We start from the raw sequence: 16,151 nt of genomic DNA on the forward strand, positions 1-16,151 counted from the left end.
GCCCTCCCCCGTCCGTCGCGCCCTCCGTCCCATCCGTGGCGCCCGCCGTCCCAGGCATCGCACCGCTGACGCCGGCCCCACGCGCTCCGCCCGGCGCGGTGCCCTCGATTCCGTCCGTGGCCCCCATTGTCCCGCCCGTTACCCCTGCCACGGCGGTCACGCCACCGCCGGCGCCTGCTGCGTCAACGGGCCCGGGCCTGGACATCCAGCAACTCGCGGACCTGGAATCGCGCTGCGCGAAGCTGGACCAGCTCGACTACTTCGAAGTGCTCATGCTGGAGCGGACCGCCACGCCCGCGGACATCAAGCGCGCCTTCTACCGGGAGAGCCGCACCTACCACCCGGACCGCTTCTTCCAGGTCGACTCCAGGGAGCTGAAGGACCGCATCAACGAGCTCTACAAGCGCGTCACCGAGGCCTACTACGTCCTGCGCGACGACACGAAGCGCAAGAAGTACGTCGTCGACGTGGCGGGCCCCGAGCGCGCCCAGAAGCTGCGCTTCACCGAGGCCTCCGAAGCGGAGACCAAGGCCGCCGCCAAGAAGGAGCAGGAAGCGCAGATCGGCACCCACCCCAAGGGACGCCAGTTCTTCCAGCAGGCGCAGAAGGACGCGGACGCGGGCAACTGGTCCGCCGCCGAGCGGAACTTGAAGATGGCGCTCACCTATGAGCCCGCCAACGCCCGCTACAAGGAGCGGCTGGCGGAGGTCCAGAAGCAGGCCCAGGACGAGTCCCGCGACAAGGGCGGCTCGTTCAAGATTCGCTGACGGCGGCGGCGCCCATGGTCATCGACCTCATCATCCTCGGGCTGGTGCTGTTCTTCGCCATGATTGGCGCCATCACCGGGGCGTCGCGTCAGGTCGCCAACGTGGTGGGGCTGGCGGTGGGCTACTTCGCCTCGCGCCGCCTGGGCCCCGTGACGGCCCCACACCTGGCGGAGGCCCTGGGCAGCCCGCTCTTCCTGGGCGCCATCGTGGGCACGGTGCTCGTGTTCATCTGCACGTGGCTCGCGGTGCGCTACGCCCTGGGCGCGCTGCTGCTGCGCATCCTCTCCACCGGCCAGCACAATGAGAATCGGGGCCTGGACCGCTTCCTCGGCTTCGCGCTGGGCGGCGCGAAGATGGGCATCATCGCCTGGGTGGTGCTCAGCGCCATCGCCTTCTTCGAACAGCACGTCGTCATCGCGGGCCGCCGCGTGGGCCTGTCCCCGAAGGAGTCGCTCTCCATCGAGGTCGCCCGCCGCTACAACCTCTTCGAGATGACGCAGTTCGCCCCGGTGAAGAACCTGGTGGAGGTCGCCAAGGCCGCCAGCGACCCGAAGCGCGCGGGACAGCTCCAGGACGACCCGGCCTACAAGGCCCTGCGCAAGGACGCCCGCTTCCAGCGCCTGCTGAAAGATCCGAAGCTGAAGCAGGCCCTGGCGCGCGGAGACACCGCCGCGCTGCTGCGCCACGACGGTGTGCTCCAGCTCATCCAGGACCCGGACGTGGCGGCCCGGCTGGGCGCCGCGGCCCGCGCCTCCGAGCGCGAGCCCTGACTCACACGTTCAGCTGCGTCGAATCCAGCCCGCGCAGCCGCTCCCGTACGAAGCCCGCGTCCACCGTCACCTGGCGCCGCCGCCGCTCGGGCGCCTCGAACATGACGTCCGCCATGACGTGCTCCAGGATGGACCGCAATCCTCGAGCGCCCAGCCCACGATCCACGGAATAGCGCACCACCTCGCGCAGGCCCGGGCCGGCGAAGTCCACCTCCAGGTCATCCATGGAGAGCAGCTCGCGGAACTCGCGCACGATGGAGTCCGGCGGCTCGGTGAGCACGCGAATCAGGTCCTCCTCACCCAGCCGCTCCAACTGCACCACCACCGGCAGGCGTCCGAGGAACTCCGCCAGCATGCCGAAGTCCGTCAACTGACGGGTGCTGATGCGCTTCTGGCCGCGCTTCGCCGCGTCCTCCGCGCCGAAGCCCATGGCGCGGCTCCCTTCATCCCCATCATCGTGCAAGTCGCTGAACGTCCCCGCGCAGATGAAGAGGATGTCGCGCGTGTCCACCTGCACGAAGTCGCTCTTGTTCCAGGCCTGGGTGACGTTGAGGGGCACGTACACCTCGCGCCCCTCCAGCAGCTTCAGCAGTGACTGCTGGACACCCTCGCCGCCGATGTCGCGGCTGCCCGCACCGTTGCGGGCACCCTGGGAGCGGCGGGCAATCTTGTCCACCTCGTCGATGAAGATGATGCCCCGCTGGGTGTCCTCCACGGAGTGATTCGCCTTGAAGAGGAGGTCGGAGATCATCACCTCCACGTCCTTCCCGTAGTAGCCAGCCTCCGTGTACTCGGTGGCGTCCACGGTGGTGAACGGCACGTGGAGGATGTCCGCCAGGTTGCGGGCGATGTGCGTCTTGCCGCTCCCGGTGGGTCCAATCAGCAAGATGTTGGATTTCTTGATGAGCGACGTCCGGCGCAGCCTTCGCGCCAGGAGACGCTTGAGGTGATTGTGGGCGGCGATGGCCACGGCGCGCTTGGCGCCGGCCTGGCCGATGACGAAGCGATCCAGCCGCTCGTAGATTTCCCGCGGGGTCAGCACCGCTTCTTCCCTGCGTGCGGACGACTCCATGTACCCTCCCCTTGTTTCCACGCGTCCCTCAGGACTCACCCGGAAAGGGTAGGAATTGAATGGAGGGTCGGCCCGCGGGAGGAGGCGCACCGGGCGGTCGTCCCGCCAGCCTGCCTGCCCTCCGCACAGGCGGCTGTTGAATACCGAGGGGCTTTCCGATACTTCCCGCGCGATTCCCGTGAGCGTTTCCGTTGTTCATGGGAGTCCACCCCCTCTACCCAGGGAGCCTCGAGACGCCGATGCCCGCAAACGCCCCTCCCCACCGCTGGACCCTCGCCGACGCGCACGAGCTGTACGGAATCCGGAACTGGGGCAACCCCTACTTCGGCATCAACGAGAAGGGCCATGTCATCGTCCACCCGGACGGTCCCCAGGCCCCGAACATGGACCTGAAGGAGCTGGTCGACGAAGTGCGCCGCCGGGGCATTGGCCTGCCGCTGCTCATCCGATTCACGGACGTGCTGCGCCACCGCGTGGTCCACCTGAACGAGGCCTTCCGCAAGGCCATGACCGAGCACGGGTTCAAGGGCGGCTACCGCGGCGTGTACCCCATCAAGGTGAACCAGCACCGCTACGTGGTGGAGACCCTCATCGAGGCGGGCAAGGGCTACAACTACGGCCTGGAGGCCGGCAGCAAGCCGGAGCTGCTCGCGGTGATGGCGCTCTTGGAGAACGAGAACGCGCTCGTCATCTGCAACGGCTACAAGGACGAGGAGTACATCGAGACTGCGCTCTTCTACTCGCGCCTGGGCCGCAACGTCATCCTGGTGGTGGAGAAGCCCAGCGAGCTGCCCCTCATCGCGGAGGTCGCCCGGCGCACGGGCATCGCGCCTCGGCTGGGCATCCGCGTGAAGCTGTCCACGCGCGGCGCCGGCAAGTGGGAGGCCAGCGGCGGTGACCGCTCCAAGTTCGGGCTGACCTCCTCCGAGCTGATGAACTGCATCAGCTTCATGAAGGACGCCGGGCTGCTCAGCTCCTTCGAGCTGCTGCACTTCCACCTGGGCAGCCAGATCTCCAACATCCGCAACGTGAAGAACGCGCTGCGCGAGGTGGGCTGCTTCTACGTGGAGGTGGCCCGTCAGGGCGCGCCGCTGAAGTACCTGGACGTGGGCGGCGGCCTGGGCGTGGACTACGACGGCTCCCAGACGAACTTCGCGTCCTCCATGAACTACACCACGGAGGAGTACGCCAACGACGTGGTGTTCGGCGTCATGGAGGCCTGTGACAGGGCCGGCGTGCCGCACCCCACGCTGGTGTCGGAGTCCGGCCGCGCCGTGGTGGCGCACCACGCGGTGCTGGTGGTGGACGTGCTGGGCACCAGCGAGTTCAACCCGGCGCCAGTCCCGGAGAAGGTGGACGAGAAGGCGCCCTCCGTGGTGCGCAACCTCTGGTCCACCTACCGCGAGGTCACCAACAAGAACCTGCTGGAGGCGTGGCACGACGCGCAGGACGCCAAGGAGGAGAGCCTCACCCTCTTCTCGCTGGGCCACCTGTCGCTGGAGCAGCGCGTGGCGGCGGAGAACATCTACTGGGCCACCTGCCACAAAATCATGCGCATCGCGCGGGAGCAGGGAGAGATTCCCGAGGAGCTGGACTCCCTGGAGAAGGCGCTCAACGACACGTACTTCTGCAACTTCTCCGTGTTCCAGTCGCTGCCGGACTCGTGGGCCATCGACCAGCTCTTCCCGATGATGCCCATCCACCGTCTGGCGGAGAAGCCGACGCGCCGCGCGACGCTGGCGGACATCACCTGCGACTCGGACGGGAAGATTGAGCACTTCATCGACAAGCGCGAGGTGAAGGACGCCCTCGAGCTGCACGCGCTCAACGATGACGACTACTACCTGGGCATCTTCATGGTGGGCGCCTACCAGGAGATTCTGGGCGACCTCCACAACCTGTTCGGCGACACCCACGCCGTGCAGGTGTCGCTGGGGCCCAACGGGGGCTACCTCATCGACAACGTGGTGGCCGGCGACACGGTGACGGAGGTGCTCAACTACGTCAGCTACACCAAGGACGACCTGGTGGCGCGGCTGCGCAAGTTCACGGAGGCCGCGCTGCGCCAGGGCCGCATCACCCTGGACGAGTCGCGCAACCTGCTGCGCATGTACGAGGACGGCCTGTCCGGCTACACGTACCTGGAGCGCGAGGTGGACGCGAGCTTCGGCGGCAGCGCCAGCCAACTGCGCCTGGTGCCCACGCCGGACACCTCGGGCGCCCGGCCCACGACGCCGCCCCCCGGTGCGTCGGAGACGTCGGGCACCTGAGCCCCGCGCCCGGATGAAGTCCCCGCCCCCTGTCGCGCGCCGCGGCAGGGGGCTTCTTCATTCCTGGGCGTCCGTCAGAGGCCCGCGACGAGCGGCTCTCCGGAGCCGAAGGGCTGCGGCTCCTCCGCGAAGGCCACGTCAGCCGCCTGGGCCCGCAGGCGCTGGAGCACGGAGCGCTGCGCCTCGCCGCGCTGCACGAGCGACTCGAAGGGGAACACCGCGAGCCGCGCGTCCTTCACCGACACGCGCGCCAGCGTGCGCCAGAGGGACAAGCGGCCCTCCGTGGCCGCGCACAGCCCTTCCAGCTCCAGCAGCCGGCTCAGGGGCGAGTAGCGCACCAGCGTGCCGTTCCGCTTCAGCCGGCCCACCTTCTCCACCGCCCACGCGGCGCGCGTCTTCAGCCCGTCCCGCTTCAGCTCCAGGACGTCCATCACCGACAGCAGCGTGGACTGGTCTTCCTTCAGCTCGGGGATGAACGCCGCCAGGTAGCGGCCCAGCAGGTTGCCGTGGTTCTCCGCCTCCGTGCGGATCGCCAGCTCCAGCCCGCCCACCGAGCCCGCCAGGTGGTCATTGAGGTAGATGCCCAGCCGCTTCGCATGCATGCCGTGTCCTCCAGGACGAGCCCCGCAGCCGGGGAGGATGAACACGAAGGCGCCCACCCGCAGCACGCGCGAGCAGGCCCCCTGGAGGGCAAGCGGCCTGGCGTCCTCAGTCCGGGTAGCTGAACGTCAGCGGCAGCTTCACGTCCGGGTGGAGGCTGCGGGCCACCGGGCACTCGCGGCCCACCTTCTCCAGCGTGGCGCGGTGCTCGGCGGACAGGCCGGCCGGCATCTGGATGTCCAGCACCAGCTCGGCGATGCGGCGCGGCGGCGGCGTCATCCGCTTCTCCACGCGGGCGCTCACCTCCCCCAGGGCAATGCCCTCACGCGAGGCGAACAGGTGCATCGTCGTCACCGCGCATGACATCAGCGCCGCGCCCACCAGGTCCGTGGGAGAGAAGCTGCCCCCGGTGCCCCCGTTGTCGCGCGGCGCCTCCGTCTGGTTCACCATGCCCGACGGGCCATGGGTGAGCTGCGTCTTGAACTGGGGCTGGCTGACCAGCGTCATCACCACACCCGTGGCGGGCGTCTGCGGCAGGCTCATGTCGGCGCTCCTCGAAGCAAAAGGGCGCGGCTGGCATACCACCCGAACAGCACCAGTAGCCGCTACTTGTTGCGCTTCCGGGCCGCGCCGCCGGACACCTTTGAAGGCGCCTCCGGGACGCGCTCGGGCGCGCCGAGCACCTGGGCTCGCACCTGCTCGGCCGGCAGATGCGCAGTGTCCGCCATCACACAGGACACGAAGGCCAGCTCCGCCAGGGCCCGGCGCGCGCGCTGCCGCACCGCGGGGTCCTCCGAGGACAAGACCTCGGTGGCGGACGCCACGTAGCTGCTCGCCAGTGACTCGAAGAGGTAGACCCGGTTCTCGATGGTCGTATCGGACTTCTTGCCCATAGGGCTCGGACAGTAGCCACACCCCCGGTGGCGGCGGCACCCCCCATGCCGCAAGTTGGTGTGAAACCCGGCAGAGGTCGCGTATGGGAAACATTCGCCCCACACCCCGGAGCCCGCCGTGATTGACCTGCACTCGCACACCACCGCCAGCGACGGTCAATACGCGCCCACGGAGCTGCTGGCGCGGGCGGCCGCCGCTGGGGTGACGGTGCTGGCGATTACGGACCACGACACCGTCGCGGGCCTGGCCGAGGCCGCGGTGGCGGCGCGCGCCCACGGCGTGGAGCTGGTGCCGGGCATCGAAATCTCCGCGTTCATCCATGGACGCGAGTGCCACATCCTGGGGCACTTCCTGAGGCCGGACGACGAGGACATCGCCCGCTTCGCCGACCGGCTCCGCCTGGAGCGCGAGCAGCGCATGGAAGCCCTGCTGGAGCGCATGCGGCAATTGGGCTACCCGGTGCGCATGGAGCACGTCCGGGCGGTGGCCGGCGACGCGCAGCTGGGCCGCCCCCACCTGGCCCGCGTGCTGGTGGACCGAGGCTGGGTGGTGGACGTGAAGGAGGCCTTCGACCGCTTCCTGGGAACGCGCGGCGCCGCCTGGGTGGAGCGCTTCAAGCTGGCCGGCGAGGACGCCATCCGCCTCATCCGCAACGCGGGCGGCACGGCCACCCTCGCCCACCCAGGTTCGTCGCGAATGGAGCGGCTCGAAATCCGCGCGCTCGCCCAGGTGGGCCTGGCCGGCCTCGAGGTGCTCCACGAGGACCACAACCCCAGCGTGCGCCAGAAGTACCTCGGCCTGGCCCGGGAGCTGGACCTGGTCCCCACCGCGGGCAGCGACTTCCACGGCGAGGCCATCTCCGCCGACCACCGGCTGGGCACCGCCTCCATGCCTCCCGAGCTCTTCGCCCGGCTCAAATCACGCGCCCAGGCCTGAGCCGCCACAGGCGGGTAAAAGTGAAAATTCCCGGAATTTGATAGTCTCCTGGCCTCCATGGGGTGCCCGAGCGAGACGACACTGAGCGACTTCCTCGAAGGGGCGCTCCCGGACGCGCACCGCACGCGCGTCCTGGCCCACGTGGAAGGCTGTGAGCGCTGCCAGGAGCACCTGGCCCTGGGCGCGAGTGCTTCGGAGGCCGTGCCCCCGCCCGTCGATGGGCCCCTGGTGATTCCGGGCACCCAGCTCTCCCGCTACGTGGTGCAGGAGCGCATTGGCCGGGGCGCCATGGGCGAGGTGTACGCGGCCCATGACCCGGAGCTGGACCGAAGGCTCGCGCTGAAGCTGCTGCGCCCCGAGGGCCGGCACCTGGAGGAGCTGCGGCTGCGGCTGCTGCGCGAGGCCCAGGCCCTGGCCCGGCTGGCCCATCCGCACGTCGTCACCGTCCATGACGTGGGCGTCTGCGACGACTGCGTCTTCCTGGCGCTGGAGCTGGTGGAGGGCGCGTCGCTGGCGGAGTGGCTGGAGTCGCCGCGTCCCTGGCAGGACGTGGTGCGCGTGTTCGTGGACGCGGGCCGGGGACTTGCGGCCGCCCACGCCGCCGGGCTGGTCCACCGCGACTTCAAGCCGGGCAACGTGCTCGTTGGAAAGGAGGGTCGCGTGCGGGTGACGGACTTCGGCCTGGCCCGCCCGTCCCACCGGCGAGTCCTCGGCCACGCCGCGCCCGCGAGCCTGGACGCGGCGAGGGCGCCGACCTCGTGGGTGGACTCGCCGCTGACCCATTCGGGCGCGCTGCTGGGCACACCCGCGTACATGGCGCCCGAGCAGCTTCAGGGCCACGGCGTGGACGCGCGCTCGGACCAGTTCAGCTTCTGCGTGGCGCTGTACGAAGCGCTCCACGGCGTGCGCCCCTTCGAGGGCCGGACGCTGGAAGCACTGGGTCAGGCCGCGCGGGAAGGACGCATCCGCGCGCCGGAGCGCGAATCGAAAATCCCGGCCCGCGTGCGGCGCGCGGTGCTGCGGGGCCTGCGAGCCCGACCGGAGGAACGCTTCCCGACGATGGAGGCGCTGCTGGCCGAGCTGGCCCCCCGCACCGGGAGGCGCTTGGCCTGGGTCGGCGCCGCCGCCGTGGCCTGCGCGCTGGGACTCACCGTGGGCTACGTGGCGGCGCACCGGAGGCAGGCCGGCTGCGAGCGGGAGGCGGAGCGCCTCACCACCATCTGGGGGCCGGAGCGCCGCGAGCGAATCCACGCGGCCTTCCTGGCCACGGGAAAGCCCTTCGCCGCCGCCGCGTGGGAAGCCGTCGCCCGCACGCTGGACGGACACGCGGACACGTGGCGCGCGCTGCGCACCGACGCGTGCACGGCCTCGCGCGATGACGCCAACGCCTCATGGCAGACGGCCGCGTGCCTGGACACGCGGCTGTGGCATCTGGCCGCCGTCGTCGACGTGCTGGAGAAGGCGGACGCGCGAACGGTGCAGAACGCGCCGCAGCTGGTGGCGTCACTGGAGGGTGTCTCCGGCTGCCGGGACGCTCCGGAGCTGGTGAACCGGCCTCAGCCTCCGGATGCCCTGCGGCCTCGCGTGGACGCGGCGCGACGCAAGCTGGCCGAGGCGCGGGCCCACATGGACGCGGGCAACCACCCTGGCGCGTTGAAGGAGACGACGGCCTTGCTCCAGGCCATCCAGGGGCTGGAGTACCGCCCGCTGGAGGCAGAGGTCCTGACGCTGCATGGCTATGCCCATGGGCTCGCGGGCAAGCCCAAGGAGGCCGAGGAGCACCTCTACAAGGCGCTCTGGGCCGCCGAGGCGGGCCGCGACGATGAGACAGTGGCCCGCGTCTGGAACCTCCTCCTGTGGGTGGTGGGCGACCAGATGGCGCGCATGGACGAGGCGAACCGGCTGGTACACCACGCCCGCGCCGCGGTGGAGCGCCTGGGCCGTGAGCGCTTCCCGCACATCGCCACCGACCTGCACCTGCGCATGGGCGGCCTGTTCCTGGTGCAGGGCAAGCTGGACGAAGCGGACGCGGAGTTCACTCAGGGGCTGGAGCTGGCGCGGCGGACCGCGGGCCCCTCGCGGCCTCGCGTGACGTACTTCCTCACCGGCCTGGGGCGCGTCCGCTCCCGGCAGCTCCGCGCGGAGGAGGCCCTGGCGCTCTACCGGGAGGCCCAGGCCTACGCGTTCCAGGAGCGCCAGTGGAGCCCCGAGCACCCGGTGCTCGCGCTCAACCTCAACAACATCGCCACCGAGCTGCTCTCCCTGGGCCGCACGCAGGAAGCGCTCGAGACGTTCCAACGCTCGCTGACGCTGCTGGAGGCCGCGCGCTCCAAGGAGCACGCGAGCCTGGCCGCGCCACTCAACAACCTGGCGGGCCTGCTGCGCCGCGAGGGACGCCTGGAGGAAGCCCGGAGCCACTACGCGCGGGCCCTGGCCATCTTCGAGCGCAGCAAGGGGCCGGACCATCCCAGCACCGTCACCGCGCTCGGCGGACTCGGCATGGTGGCCTATGACTCCGACCGGCTCGACGAGGCGCTCACCCACAACCAGCAGGCGCTGGAGCGCATCCAACGCAGCGTGGGACAGGACTCGCCGCGCCTGGAGATGTCGCTGCGCAACCTGGGCCTCATCCACCTGCGCGCGGGCCGGCCGGCGGTGGCGCGGCGCAACCTGACGCAGGCGTTGAGCCTCCTCCAAAAGGAGAACGGCACCGACAGCGTGGTGGCGTGCGGCGTGGAGCGGGACCTGGCCCGGGTGGACCTGGAGACGGGCGCGTTCCGAGCGGCACTCACCCGCTGCCAGCGCGCCCTGGCCCTGGACGAAGCCGCGCAGGGGGACGACAGCCCGGACGCCGCGCTGGACCTCGCCTGCCTCGGCGAGGCGCACCTGGGCCTGCGCGCGCCGGAGCGGGCCGTCCCGCTGCTCGAGCGCGCACGGCGCATCCACGCGCGCGCGTGGCTGGACCGGAAGGAAGCCGCGCGGGTGTCCTTCCTCCTCGCGCGAGCCCTGTGGGAGCGGCCCGCCCCGGATGGGCGCGAGCAGGCCACGGCCCTCATTCACGAGGCGAAGACGTGGCTGGAAGCCCAGGGGCTGCGCGCGCGGCGTGAGCACGATGAGCTCGTGGCCTGGCAGGCGCGTCATTTACCCCGCGTGAGCAAGGTCACCCGATGAGCCAGGCTCCGGAGACGCTGACGCCGCTGCTGCTCGCGGGGGCTCCCGAGTCACTGCACGACACGCTGCGCTCCGCGCCCGCGCTGGAGGCCCTGCTCACGGAGCTGCTCGATACAGGCCGTGCGGCGTGGCCCACCGTGACGCTGGCGCCCGCGGCCCTGTTGCGCCACGTGGGCCGGCACCTGCGCGCGGAAGGCACGCCCCTGGACGCGCTGGAGCAGCTCCACGCCGCGGACGTCTACCTGGCGTGTGCCTGCGCCCAGGGAGAGCCCCAGGCGTTGCAGCTCTTCGAGAAACACGTCCTCCAGAAGGTCGCCGCCCGGCTGTCACGGCACCTCACTGCGATGGTGGACGAGGTGCTCCAGGTGACGCGCCAGCGGCTCCTGCTGGGCGTCCACGGCGGCGCGCCGAAAATCGCGGAGTACTCGGGACGTGGCTCGCTGGGCGGCTGGGTGCGAATCGTCGCCTCGCGCGTCGGCGGAGAGCTGCTGGAGCAGGCCGGCCGCCACGAGCAGACCTCCACGTCCCCGGAGGCCCTGGAGCAGTTGTTGTCCCGGGACGACCCCGAGCGCGACGTGCTCCGGGCCCACTCCCGGCGGGCCCTGTCCGAATCCCTCCAGGCCGCGCTGGCGACGCTGTCCGAACGGGAGCGCGCGCTCTTGCGCCTGCACCATCTCCACGGCCTCACCATGGACCGCATCGCCACGCTGTACGCGGAGCCCCGCTCCAGTGTGGCGCGTCACGTGGCACAGGCCCGTGAGCGGCTCCTGAAAGGGACTCACCGCGAGCTGGCCACCCGGCTGAAGCTGGACGGGCGCGAGGTGGAGAGCCTCCTGGGGCTGGTCCAGAGCCGCCTGGACCTCAGCCTCCACCGGCTGATGGGCTGACGCGCGTCTCGAACGCGGCGCCGATTCGGGCTGCGCGCTCAACACGGGCGATGCCATCATCCGGGCAAACCCTGGACGAAAGAGCCCTCAACGATGGCGCAGAAGAAGGCGAAGGCGAAGCGAGCGGACCGAGATTTGGAGAAGACGTACCCGCGCAAGGACTTCGTCGCGAAGCTGCGGCGGCTGGCGGACGCCATCGAGGCGGGCAAGGCCTTCAGCATCCAGGTCGCCGGCGAGCGCCTGCGCATCCCCGCCGACGCGCTCTTCAACATCGAGCACGAGCGCGAGGACAACGTGGACGAGGTGGAGTTCCAGCTGCGCTGGCAGCGGGAGTGAGCCTCAGCTCCGCGTCGTCTTGAAGCGGCTGGTGACGGCGGTGAGCCCCTCGGCCACCGCCTGCAGGTCCTGGGCGATGCGCGTGGTGCGGCCCGTCGCGTCCACGCCCTGCTTCACCAGCTCCGCGACGTTGCGGGCGCCCTGCACGGCCTGCTCGCTGGACTGGCGCTGCTGCCGGGTGGCGATGGTGATCTGCCGCGCCGCCTCGCTGGTGCCGCGCGCCAGCTCGACGATGCGCTGGAACACGGAGGAGGCCTGCTCGGCCACCTCCACGCCCCGGTCGCTGGTGGCCATGCCCACGCGGGCCTTGGCCGCCGCCTCCTCGCCGGAGTCCTGCACCTTCTCCACGATGCGGGCGATGTCACGCGCGGAGGCGGACACGTTCTCCGCCAGCTTGCGCATCTCCGCGGCCACCAGCGAGAAGCCCCGCCCCACCTCGCCCGCCTTGGTGCCCTCCAGCGCCGCGTTCAGCGCCAGCAAGTCAGAGCGCTCCGCCACCTGGTTGATGACCTGCGCGATCTTCGACACCTGCTGCAGGTCCTGGTTGAGGCCGACAATCGCGTCCGCCACGCCCTTGGACTCGGTGCGGATGTCGTTGATGCCCGCCACCACCTGCGCCACCACCGCCATGGCCTCCGCCACGGCCTCGTGGGTGCGCCGCGCGCTCGACTCCACCACCTCCGTGGAGCTGGAGATCTGCTCGGCCGTGCGGCTCAGCTCCTCGAACGTGGCGGCGATCTGCTGCGCGTAGGCCGCCTGCTGGCTGATGACGTGCTCCTGGTCCGCGGACGCCCCCAGCAGGCCGCGCGACGCGCCGGAGAGCTGCTCCGTGCGCGACACCATCTCCATCACCGAGCTGCGCAGCGTGCCCAGCATCTTGTTGAAGGACTGCGCCATGAGGCGCACCTCGCCCGTGGCCGGCACGTCCAGCTCCCCGCGGGACATGTCGCCCCGGGCCACGTCCCGCACCACCTCCGTCACCCGCGCCACCGGTTCGGCGATGGCGCGGCTGATGAATAGCGACAGGGCCAGCCCCAGCACCAGCGCGCCCGCCAGTCCGGCGAGCACCGCGCCCCGCAGGTCATCCACCGAGCTGAGCGCCTCCTGGACGCCGAAGCTCGCCACGTAGAGGCGCTCACCACTGGCGCAGCGGACCGACACCTCGTCGCGGTGGGTGGACGTGGTGCAGCCCTCCAGCCCCTCCACGCCGAGCGAGCGGATGGCCGCGGGAATGGGGCCGCGCGCATGGAGCACGGCGCCGTCCGCCGACACCAGCCCCTGGTAGCGCAACGTGAAGCCGCTGCGCTCGTTCAGCGCCTCCGGGGCCTCCAGCATCGACAACACGTCCCGCACCCGGGCCATGGACTCCGGCGTGCCGTCCGCGGCCAGCAGCGCGGGGTGCTGCGACATCAGCCGCGCCACCACCCGCACCCGCTTCTGGAGCAACTCCAGGGTGACTTCCCGCTGGTGCATGGGGAAGTACACGACGCAGAAGCTCACCACCGCCAGGCAGGGCACGAGCACCGCGATGGCCACCTGCGTCCGCAAGCCGAGCCGGCCCCACATGCTTGCCATCTCCCCGGTGAGAAAGTTCCACGCCGGATGGATGCCGGCGGTTCTCGGACGGTAGGCGTCCCTTCGCGGAGCGTCAAACCGGCCGATGGGGCGGAGACCTGGCGGGCCGCTGATCCACGCCGGGCGCGCCCTGGGGCATCATGAACGCCGCTTTTCGCCGTCATCTCAAGGGGTTGGCGCGCCGCTCCCTGGACTTTCCCTTTGACATGGCGAGCGCGGTGTCATTAGGTTCCGCGCGCGATGACTCCGACTCCCCTCACGCCATACCTGCCGCTGGCCGTCGTCCTGCTGCTGGCGGGTGGCATGGCGATGCTCATTCCCCAGATCACCACGCGGCTGGGTCCTCGCCGCCCAAGCGCCATCAAGGCGACCAGCTTCGAGGCCGGCTCCGAGTCGAGCGGCCCGGCGCGGCAGCGCTTCGCGGTGAAGTTCTACGTCGTGGCCCTGCTCTTCATCGTGTTCGACGTGGAGGCGGTGTTCCTGTACCCCTGGGCGGTGAACTTCCAGGCGCTCGCGTGGTTCGGGTACGTGGAGATGCTGGTTTTCGCGGCGACGCTGGTGGTCGGCCTTATCTACATCTGGAAGAAGGGCGCCCTGGACTGGGAGAGCTGAGACATCATGGCTGACGCAGACCTCGCAAACATCGTTACCACGCGCCGTGACGACTCCATGGGCTGGCTCCAGTCCATCGTCTCCAAGGGCCTGGGTTGGGCGCGCAAGTACTCGCTCTTCACCTATCCGTACGCCACGGCCTGCTGCGGCATGGAGTACATGTCCGTGGCCGCCAGCCGGCACGACATCTCCCGCTTTGGCGCGGAGTTCCCTCGCTTCTCGCCGCGCCAGGCGGACCTGCTGATGGTGGTGGGCACCATCAACCTGAAGCAGGCCCCCATCCTCAAGCGCGTCTACGAGCAGATGGCCGAGCCCAAGTGGGTCGTGGCCTTCGGCGTGTGCGCGTCCTCGGGCGGCTTCTACGACAACTACGCGGTGCTGCAGGGCATCGACCGCATCATCCCGGTGGACGTGTACATCCCTGGCTGCCCGCCGCGCCCGGAGCAGGTGCTCGACGGCCTGATGCTGCTGCAGGACAAGATTGGCAACCAGGTCCACCGCATCGCGGACCGCGAGGAGGCCAACCCCACGGCCGCGCGGCACAACCTGCTGCTGTCCATGAACAAGTAACGCGCCCCACGCGCGGTACCGCCAGGGCCCCGCCCGCTTCCCGCCTCAGTTGGTGGAAGCGCCGGGGCCCTGGTATTTCTGGCCGGCCTCACCCGCCACGCGGTTGTGGATGCGCGGCCCCAGGGCGTTGGCCGGCCACCTTTCGCCAGCCGCCCGCCGCCGTGCGGCCCTGGACGCTGTCGAACCAAGCCTCCAGCGCGTGGGCGTCCGGCCCTTCACAGTCGCCCTGGCAGGCGCGCAGCACCGTGCCGTTGGCCTGGGGCCGGTCCACCCACCAGCGCTGGCCGTCGAAGGCGCCCACGTCCTTCTCCTGGAGGATGCGGGCGTGGGCCGCGGGCCCCATCTCCACCACGCCATCCGGACGGATGCGGTACGCGTCGAAGGAGCGCGGCGCCCCCGGCCAGTGCCCCGGGTCGAACACCTCCGGCAGCACGTGGGTGAAGCCCGTCTCCGCGTACAGCGCCAGCGGCGCCAGGTCCTCACCGCGCAGCAGCGGCGCCAGCGACACGCCGTCCACGTCCGAAAGGCGCGGCAGCCCGGACAGCTCCAGCAGGGTGGGCCCCACGTCCACCAGCCGCACCAGCGAGTCCACCAGGGCCGGCGCCGCGCCTCGTCCCTTGGGCGGCTTCACCGCCAGGAGGATGCGGTTCTCCTCCTCCGACAGCCGCGCGCCATGCACCGGCGTGGCGCCCGCGAGGTCGTCGCGGTCCGCGTGGAAGCTCTCGCCATGGTCCGACATCAGGAGGATGAGCGCGTCGTCGTAGCGCCCCGAGCGGCGCAGCGCGTCCAGCAGCGTCCCCACCTGCGCGTCCGCCTGGGCAATCAGCTCGTCATAGAGCGCCTCCGCGCCCGCGCGGTTCCAGCCGCCCTTCGCGCCCGGGGATACCGGCGCGAAGTGCATGCGCAGCCGGCGCTCCAGCGGCTCCGAGGCCGGCACGAAGCGGCGGTAGAAGGGATGCACCGGGTCGCCCGGGAAGTGCGCCGCCGTCGCGTGGAAGGCGAACAGCGTGGGGCCCTGGCTCGCCTCGTCCACCAGCCGCGCGGCCAGCCGCTCCGCGTAGCCCATGGGGTCATGGATGCCGGCCAGCGCGCGGTTGTCGATGAACTCGGGCAGCCAGGCGGCGCCTGGCGCGTGGTCCGCGAACATGCCCAGCGCGCGGTAGCGCAGCTTCTCCAGGAGGAAGTTCACCGCCCCGCGCGGCGGCTGCAGGCGCGTCTCGAAGCCGGACGCGGGCCCCTCCGCGTGGAAGCGCGAGCAGTCGGTGGCGAACACCGTGCGCCACCCCGCCTGGGCGAAGGACTCCGCGAAGGTGCGCTGGAGCTGCATCCGCGAGTCGGACGTCAGCGAGTAGCGCACGCCCGTCTCGTGCGGCCACCGCGCGGTGAGCAGCGAACGCCACGCGGGCTCCGTCTGGGCAATGGGCGTGTACGCGCGGGTGAAGAGCGTGCCGTCCTCCAGCAGGCGCTCCACGTGGGGCGCCACCTCGCCCGAGCCGCCCTGAGACTTCAATCGGTCCGGCCGGAACGCGTCGATGCCGATGACGACCACCAGCGGATGCCCGGGCGCGCCGGTGCTGGGTGCGCTCAGCCGGGTTGTCCAGCGAACCGGTCCGCCGCTTCAGCTGGTCCTGGAACAGCGTCGCACGCAGTTCGGCCGCGCGCTGCTTCAGGTCGTCCGCTGACAGTTCCTT

General features: G+C 70.8%; 14 protein-coding genes and 2 pseudogenes. 9 read left to right on the forward strand and 7 right to left on the reverse strand.

The features are described from left to right. Together HV824_RS30310 and HV824_RS30315 are read left to right on the forward strand one after the other, a co-directional pair. Positions 1-767: J domain-containing protein (locus HV824_RS30310; protein WP_255208464.1), on the forward strand; the 767-nt coding region annotated here is incomplete at its 5' end. 14 nt (positions 768-781) lie between these two features. Continuing rightward, positions 782-1,537 (forward strand): CvpA family protein, encoded by a 756-nt coding sequence (locus tag HV824_RS30315; RefSeq protein ID WP_176417293.1) that lies wholly within the window; start codon positions 782-784, stop codon positions 1,535-1,537. A gap of 1 nt (position 1,538) precedes the next feature. Here HV824_RS30315 and clpX read toward each other — a convergent pair whose 3' ends face one another. Further along, complete coding sequence (gene clpX / locus HV824_RS30320; protein WP_176424830.1) at positions 1,539-2,609, reverse strand: ATP-dependent Clp protease ATP-binding subunit ClpX; 1,071 nt, start codon at positions 2,607-2,609, stop codon at positions 1,539-1,541. Positions 2,610-2,848: 239 nt separating this feature from the next. On the opposite strand from clpX, the gene speA reads away from it, so the two are divergent. Next, positions 2,849-4,879 (forward strand): biosynthetic arginine decarboxylase, encoded by a 2,031-nt coding sequence (gene speA, locus HV824_RS30325; RefSeq protein WP_176417295.1) that lies wholly within the window; start codon positions 2,849-2,851, stop codon positions 4,877-4,879. A 74-nt stretch (positions 4,880-4,953) separates the two neighbouring features. Here the strand turns inward: speA and HV824_RS30330 are convergent, their stop codons facing one another. The 3 genes from HV824_RS30330 to HV824_RS30340 all read right to left on the reverse strand — a co-directional run bounded on the left by HV824_RS30330 (position 4,954) and on the right by HV824_RS30340 (position 6,372). Beyond that, positions 4,954-5,481 carry a hypothetical protein gene (locus tag HV824_RS30330; protein ID WP_217917877.1) on the reverse strand — a complete coding sequence of 176 codons (528 nt, stop codon included), beginning with the start codon at positions 5,479-5,481 and terminating at the stop codon, positions 4,954-4,956. Positions 5,482-5,587: 106 nt separating this feature from the next. After that, a complete protein-coding gene (locus HV824_RS30335) occupies positions 5,588-6,022 on the reverse strand; it encodes an OsmC family protein (protein WP_176417297.1) in 435 nt (144 codons plus the stop codon). Between the two features lie 62 nt (positions 6,023-6,084). Next, on the reverse strand, positions 6,085-6,372 hold the full coding sequence (locus HV824_RS30340) for a hypothetical protein (protein ID WP_020478791.1): 288 nt from the start codon (positions 6,370-6,372) through the stop codon (positions 6,085-6,087). A 118-nt stretch (positions 6,373-6,490) separates the two neighbouring features. On the opposite strand from HV824_RS30340, the gene HV824_RS30345 reads away from it, so the two are divergent. The 4 genes from HV824_RS30345 (at position 6,491) to HV824_RS30360 (ending at position 11,703) form a co-directional block, all read left to right on the forward strand. After that, entirely contained in the window at positions 6,491-7,309 is an 819-nt protein-coding gene (locus tag HV824_RS30345) for a PHP domain-containing protein (RefSeq protein ID WP_176417298.1), read from the forward strand. 57 nt (positions 7,310-7,366) lie between these two features. Next, the gene (locus HV824_RS30350) at positions 7,367-10,480 is read left to right on the forward strand and encodes a tetratricopeptide repeat protein (protein WP_176417299.1); all 3,114 of its coding nucleotides are present in this window, start codon (positions 7,367-7,369) and stop codon (positions 10,478-10,480) included. After that, positions 10,477-11,367: a sigma-70 family RNA polymerase sigma factor gene (locus tag HV824_RS30355; protein ID WP_176417300.1), complete on the forward strand. Its 891-nt coding sequence runs from the start codon at positions 10,477-10,479 to the stop codon at positions 11,365-11,367. Before HV824_RS30350 ends, HV824_RS30355 begins: the two co-directional genes overlap by 4 nt. A gap of 93 nt (positions 11,368-11,460) precedes the next feature. After that, a complete protein-coding gene (locus HV824_RS30360; RefSeq protein WP_176417301.1) occupies positions 11,461-11,703 on the forward strand; it encodes an amphi-Trp domain-containing protein in 243 nt (80 codons plus the stop codon). 3 nt (positions 11,704-11,706) lie between these two features. Here the strand turns inward: HV824_RS30360 and HV824_RS30365 are convergent, their stop codons facing one another. After that, on the reverse strand, positions 11,707-13,269 hold the full coding sequence (locus tag HV824_RS30365; protein WP_176417302.1) for a methyl-accepting chemotaxis protein: 1,563 nt from the start codon (positions 13,267-13,269) through the stop codon (positions 11,707-11,709). A 249-nt stretch (positions 13,270-13,518) separates the two neighbouring features. Between HV824_RS30365 and HV824_RS30370 the strand changes: the two genes are divergently transcribed. Both HV824_RS30370 and HV824_RS30375 read left to right on the forward strand, forming a co-directional pair. Further along, the gene (locus HV824_RS30370) at positions 13,519-13,890 is read left to right on the forward strand and encodes an NADH-quinone oxidoreductase subunit A (RefSeq protein WP_176417303.1); all 372 of its coding nucleotides are present in this window, start codon (positions 13,519-13,521) and stop codon (positions 13,888-13,890) included. 6 nt (positions 13,891-13,896) lie between these two features. Next, entirely contained in the window at positions 13,897-14,460 is a 564-nt protein-coding gene (locus tag HV824_RS30375; protein ID WP_140790248.1) for an NADH-quinone oxidoreductase subunit B, read from the forward strand. Positions 14,461-14,548: 88 nt separating this feature from the next. Here the strand turns inward: HV824_RS30375 and HV824_RS30380 are convergent. Both HV824_RS30380 and HV824_RS30385 read right to left on the reverse strand, forming a co-directional pair. Beyond that, positions 14,549-16,018, reverse strand: a pseudogene (locus HV824_RS30380) (sulfatase-like hydrolase/transferase); the annotation flags it as partial. Positions 16,019-16,025: 7 nt separating this feature from the next. Beyond that, positions 16,026-16,151: pseudogene (locus HV824_RS30385) on the reverse strand (uL29 family ribosomal protein); the annotation flags it as partial.

This window comes from Myxococcus sp. AM009 (assembly GCF_013372605.1).
Taxonomy (GTDB): domain Bacteria; phylum Myxococcota; class Myxococcia; order Myxococcales; family Myxococcaceae; genus Myxococcus; species Myxococcus vastator.

What these genes read in the sequence shown, in the direction of transcription:
- HV824_RS30315 (WP_176417293.1), top strand. Translation starts at nt 782, where the DNA reads ATGGTCATCGACCTCATCATCCTCGGGCTGGTGCTGTTCTTCGCCATG.
- clpX (WP_176424830.1), bottom strand. Translation starts at nt 2,609, where the DNA reads ATGGAGTCGTCCGCACGCAGGGAAGAAGCGGTGCTGACCCCGCGGGAA.
- speA (WP_176417295.1), top strand. Translation starts at nt 2,849, where the DNA reads ATGCCCGCAAACGCCCCTCCCCACCGCTGGACCCTCGCCGACGCGCAC.
- HV824_RS30330 (WP_217917877.1), bottom strand. Translation starts at nt 5,481, where the DNA reads ATGCATGCGAAGCGGCTGGGCATCTACCTCAATGACCACCTGGCGGGC.
- HV824_RS30335 (WP_176417297.1), bottom strand. Translation starts at nt 6,022, where the DNA reads ATGAGCCTGCCGCAGACGCCCGCCACGGGTGTGGTGATGACGCTGGTC.
- HV824_RS30340 (WP_020478791.1), bottom strand. Translation starts at nt 6,372, where the DNA reads ATGGGCAAGAAGTCCGATACGACCATCGAGAACCGGGTCTACCTCTTC.
- HV824_RS30350 (WP_176417299.1), top strand. Translation starts at nt 7,367, where the DNA reads ATGGGGTGCCCGAGCGAGACGACACTGAGCGACTTCCTCGAAGGGGCG.
- HV824_RS30355 (WP_176417300.1), top strand. Translation starts at nt 10,477, where the DNA reads ATGAGCCAGGCTCCGGAGACGCTGACGCCGCTGCTGCTCGCGGGGGCT.
- HV824_RS30360 (WP_176417301.1), top strand. Translation starts at nt 11,461, where the DNA reads ATGGCGCAGAAGAAGGCGAAGGCGAAGCGAGCGGACCGAGATTTGGAG.
- HV824_RS30365 (WP_176417302.1), bottom strand. Translation starts at nt 13,269, where the DNA reads ATGTGGGGCCGGCTCGGCTTGCGGACGCAGGTGGCCATCGCGGTGCTC.
- HV824_RS30370 (WP_176417303.1), top strand. Translation starts at nt 13,519, where the DNA reads ATGACTCCGACTCCCCTCACGCCATACCTGCCGCTGGCCGTCGTCCTG.
- HV824_RS30375 (WP_140790248.1), top strand. Translation starts at nt 13,897, where the DNA reads ATGGCTGACGCAGACCTCGCAAACATCGTTACCACGCGCCGTGACGAC.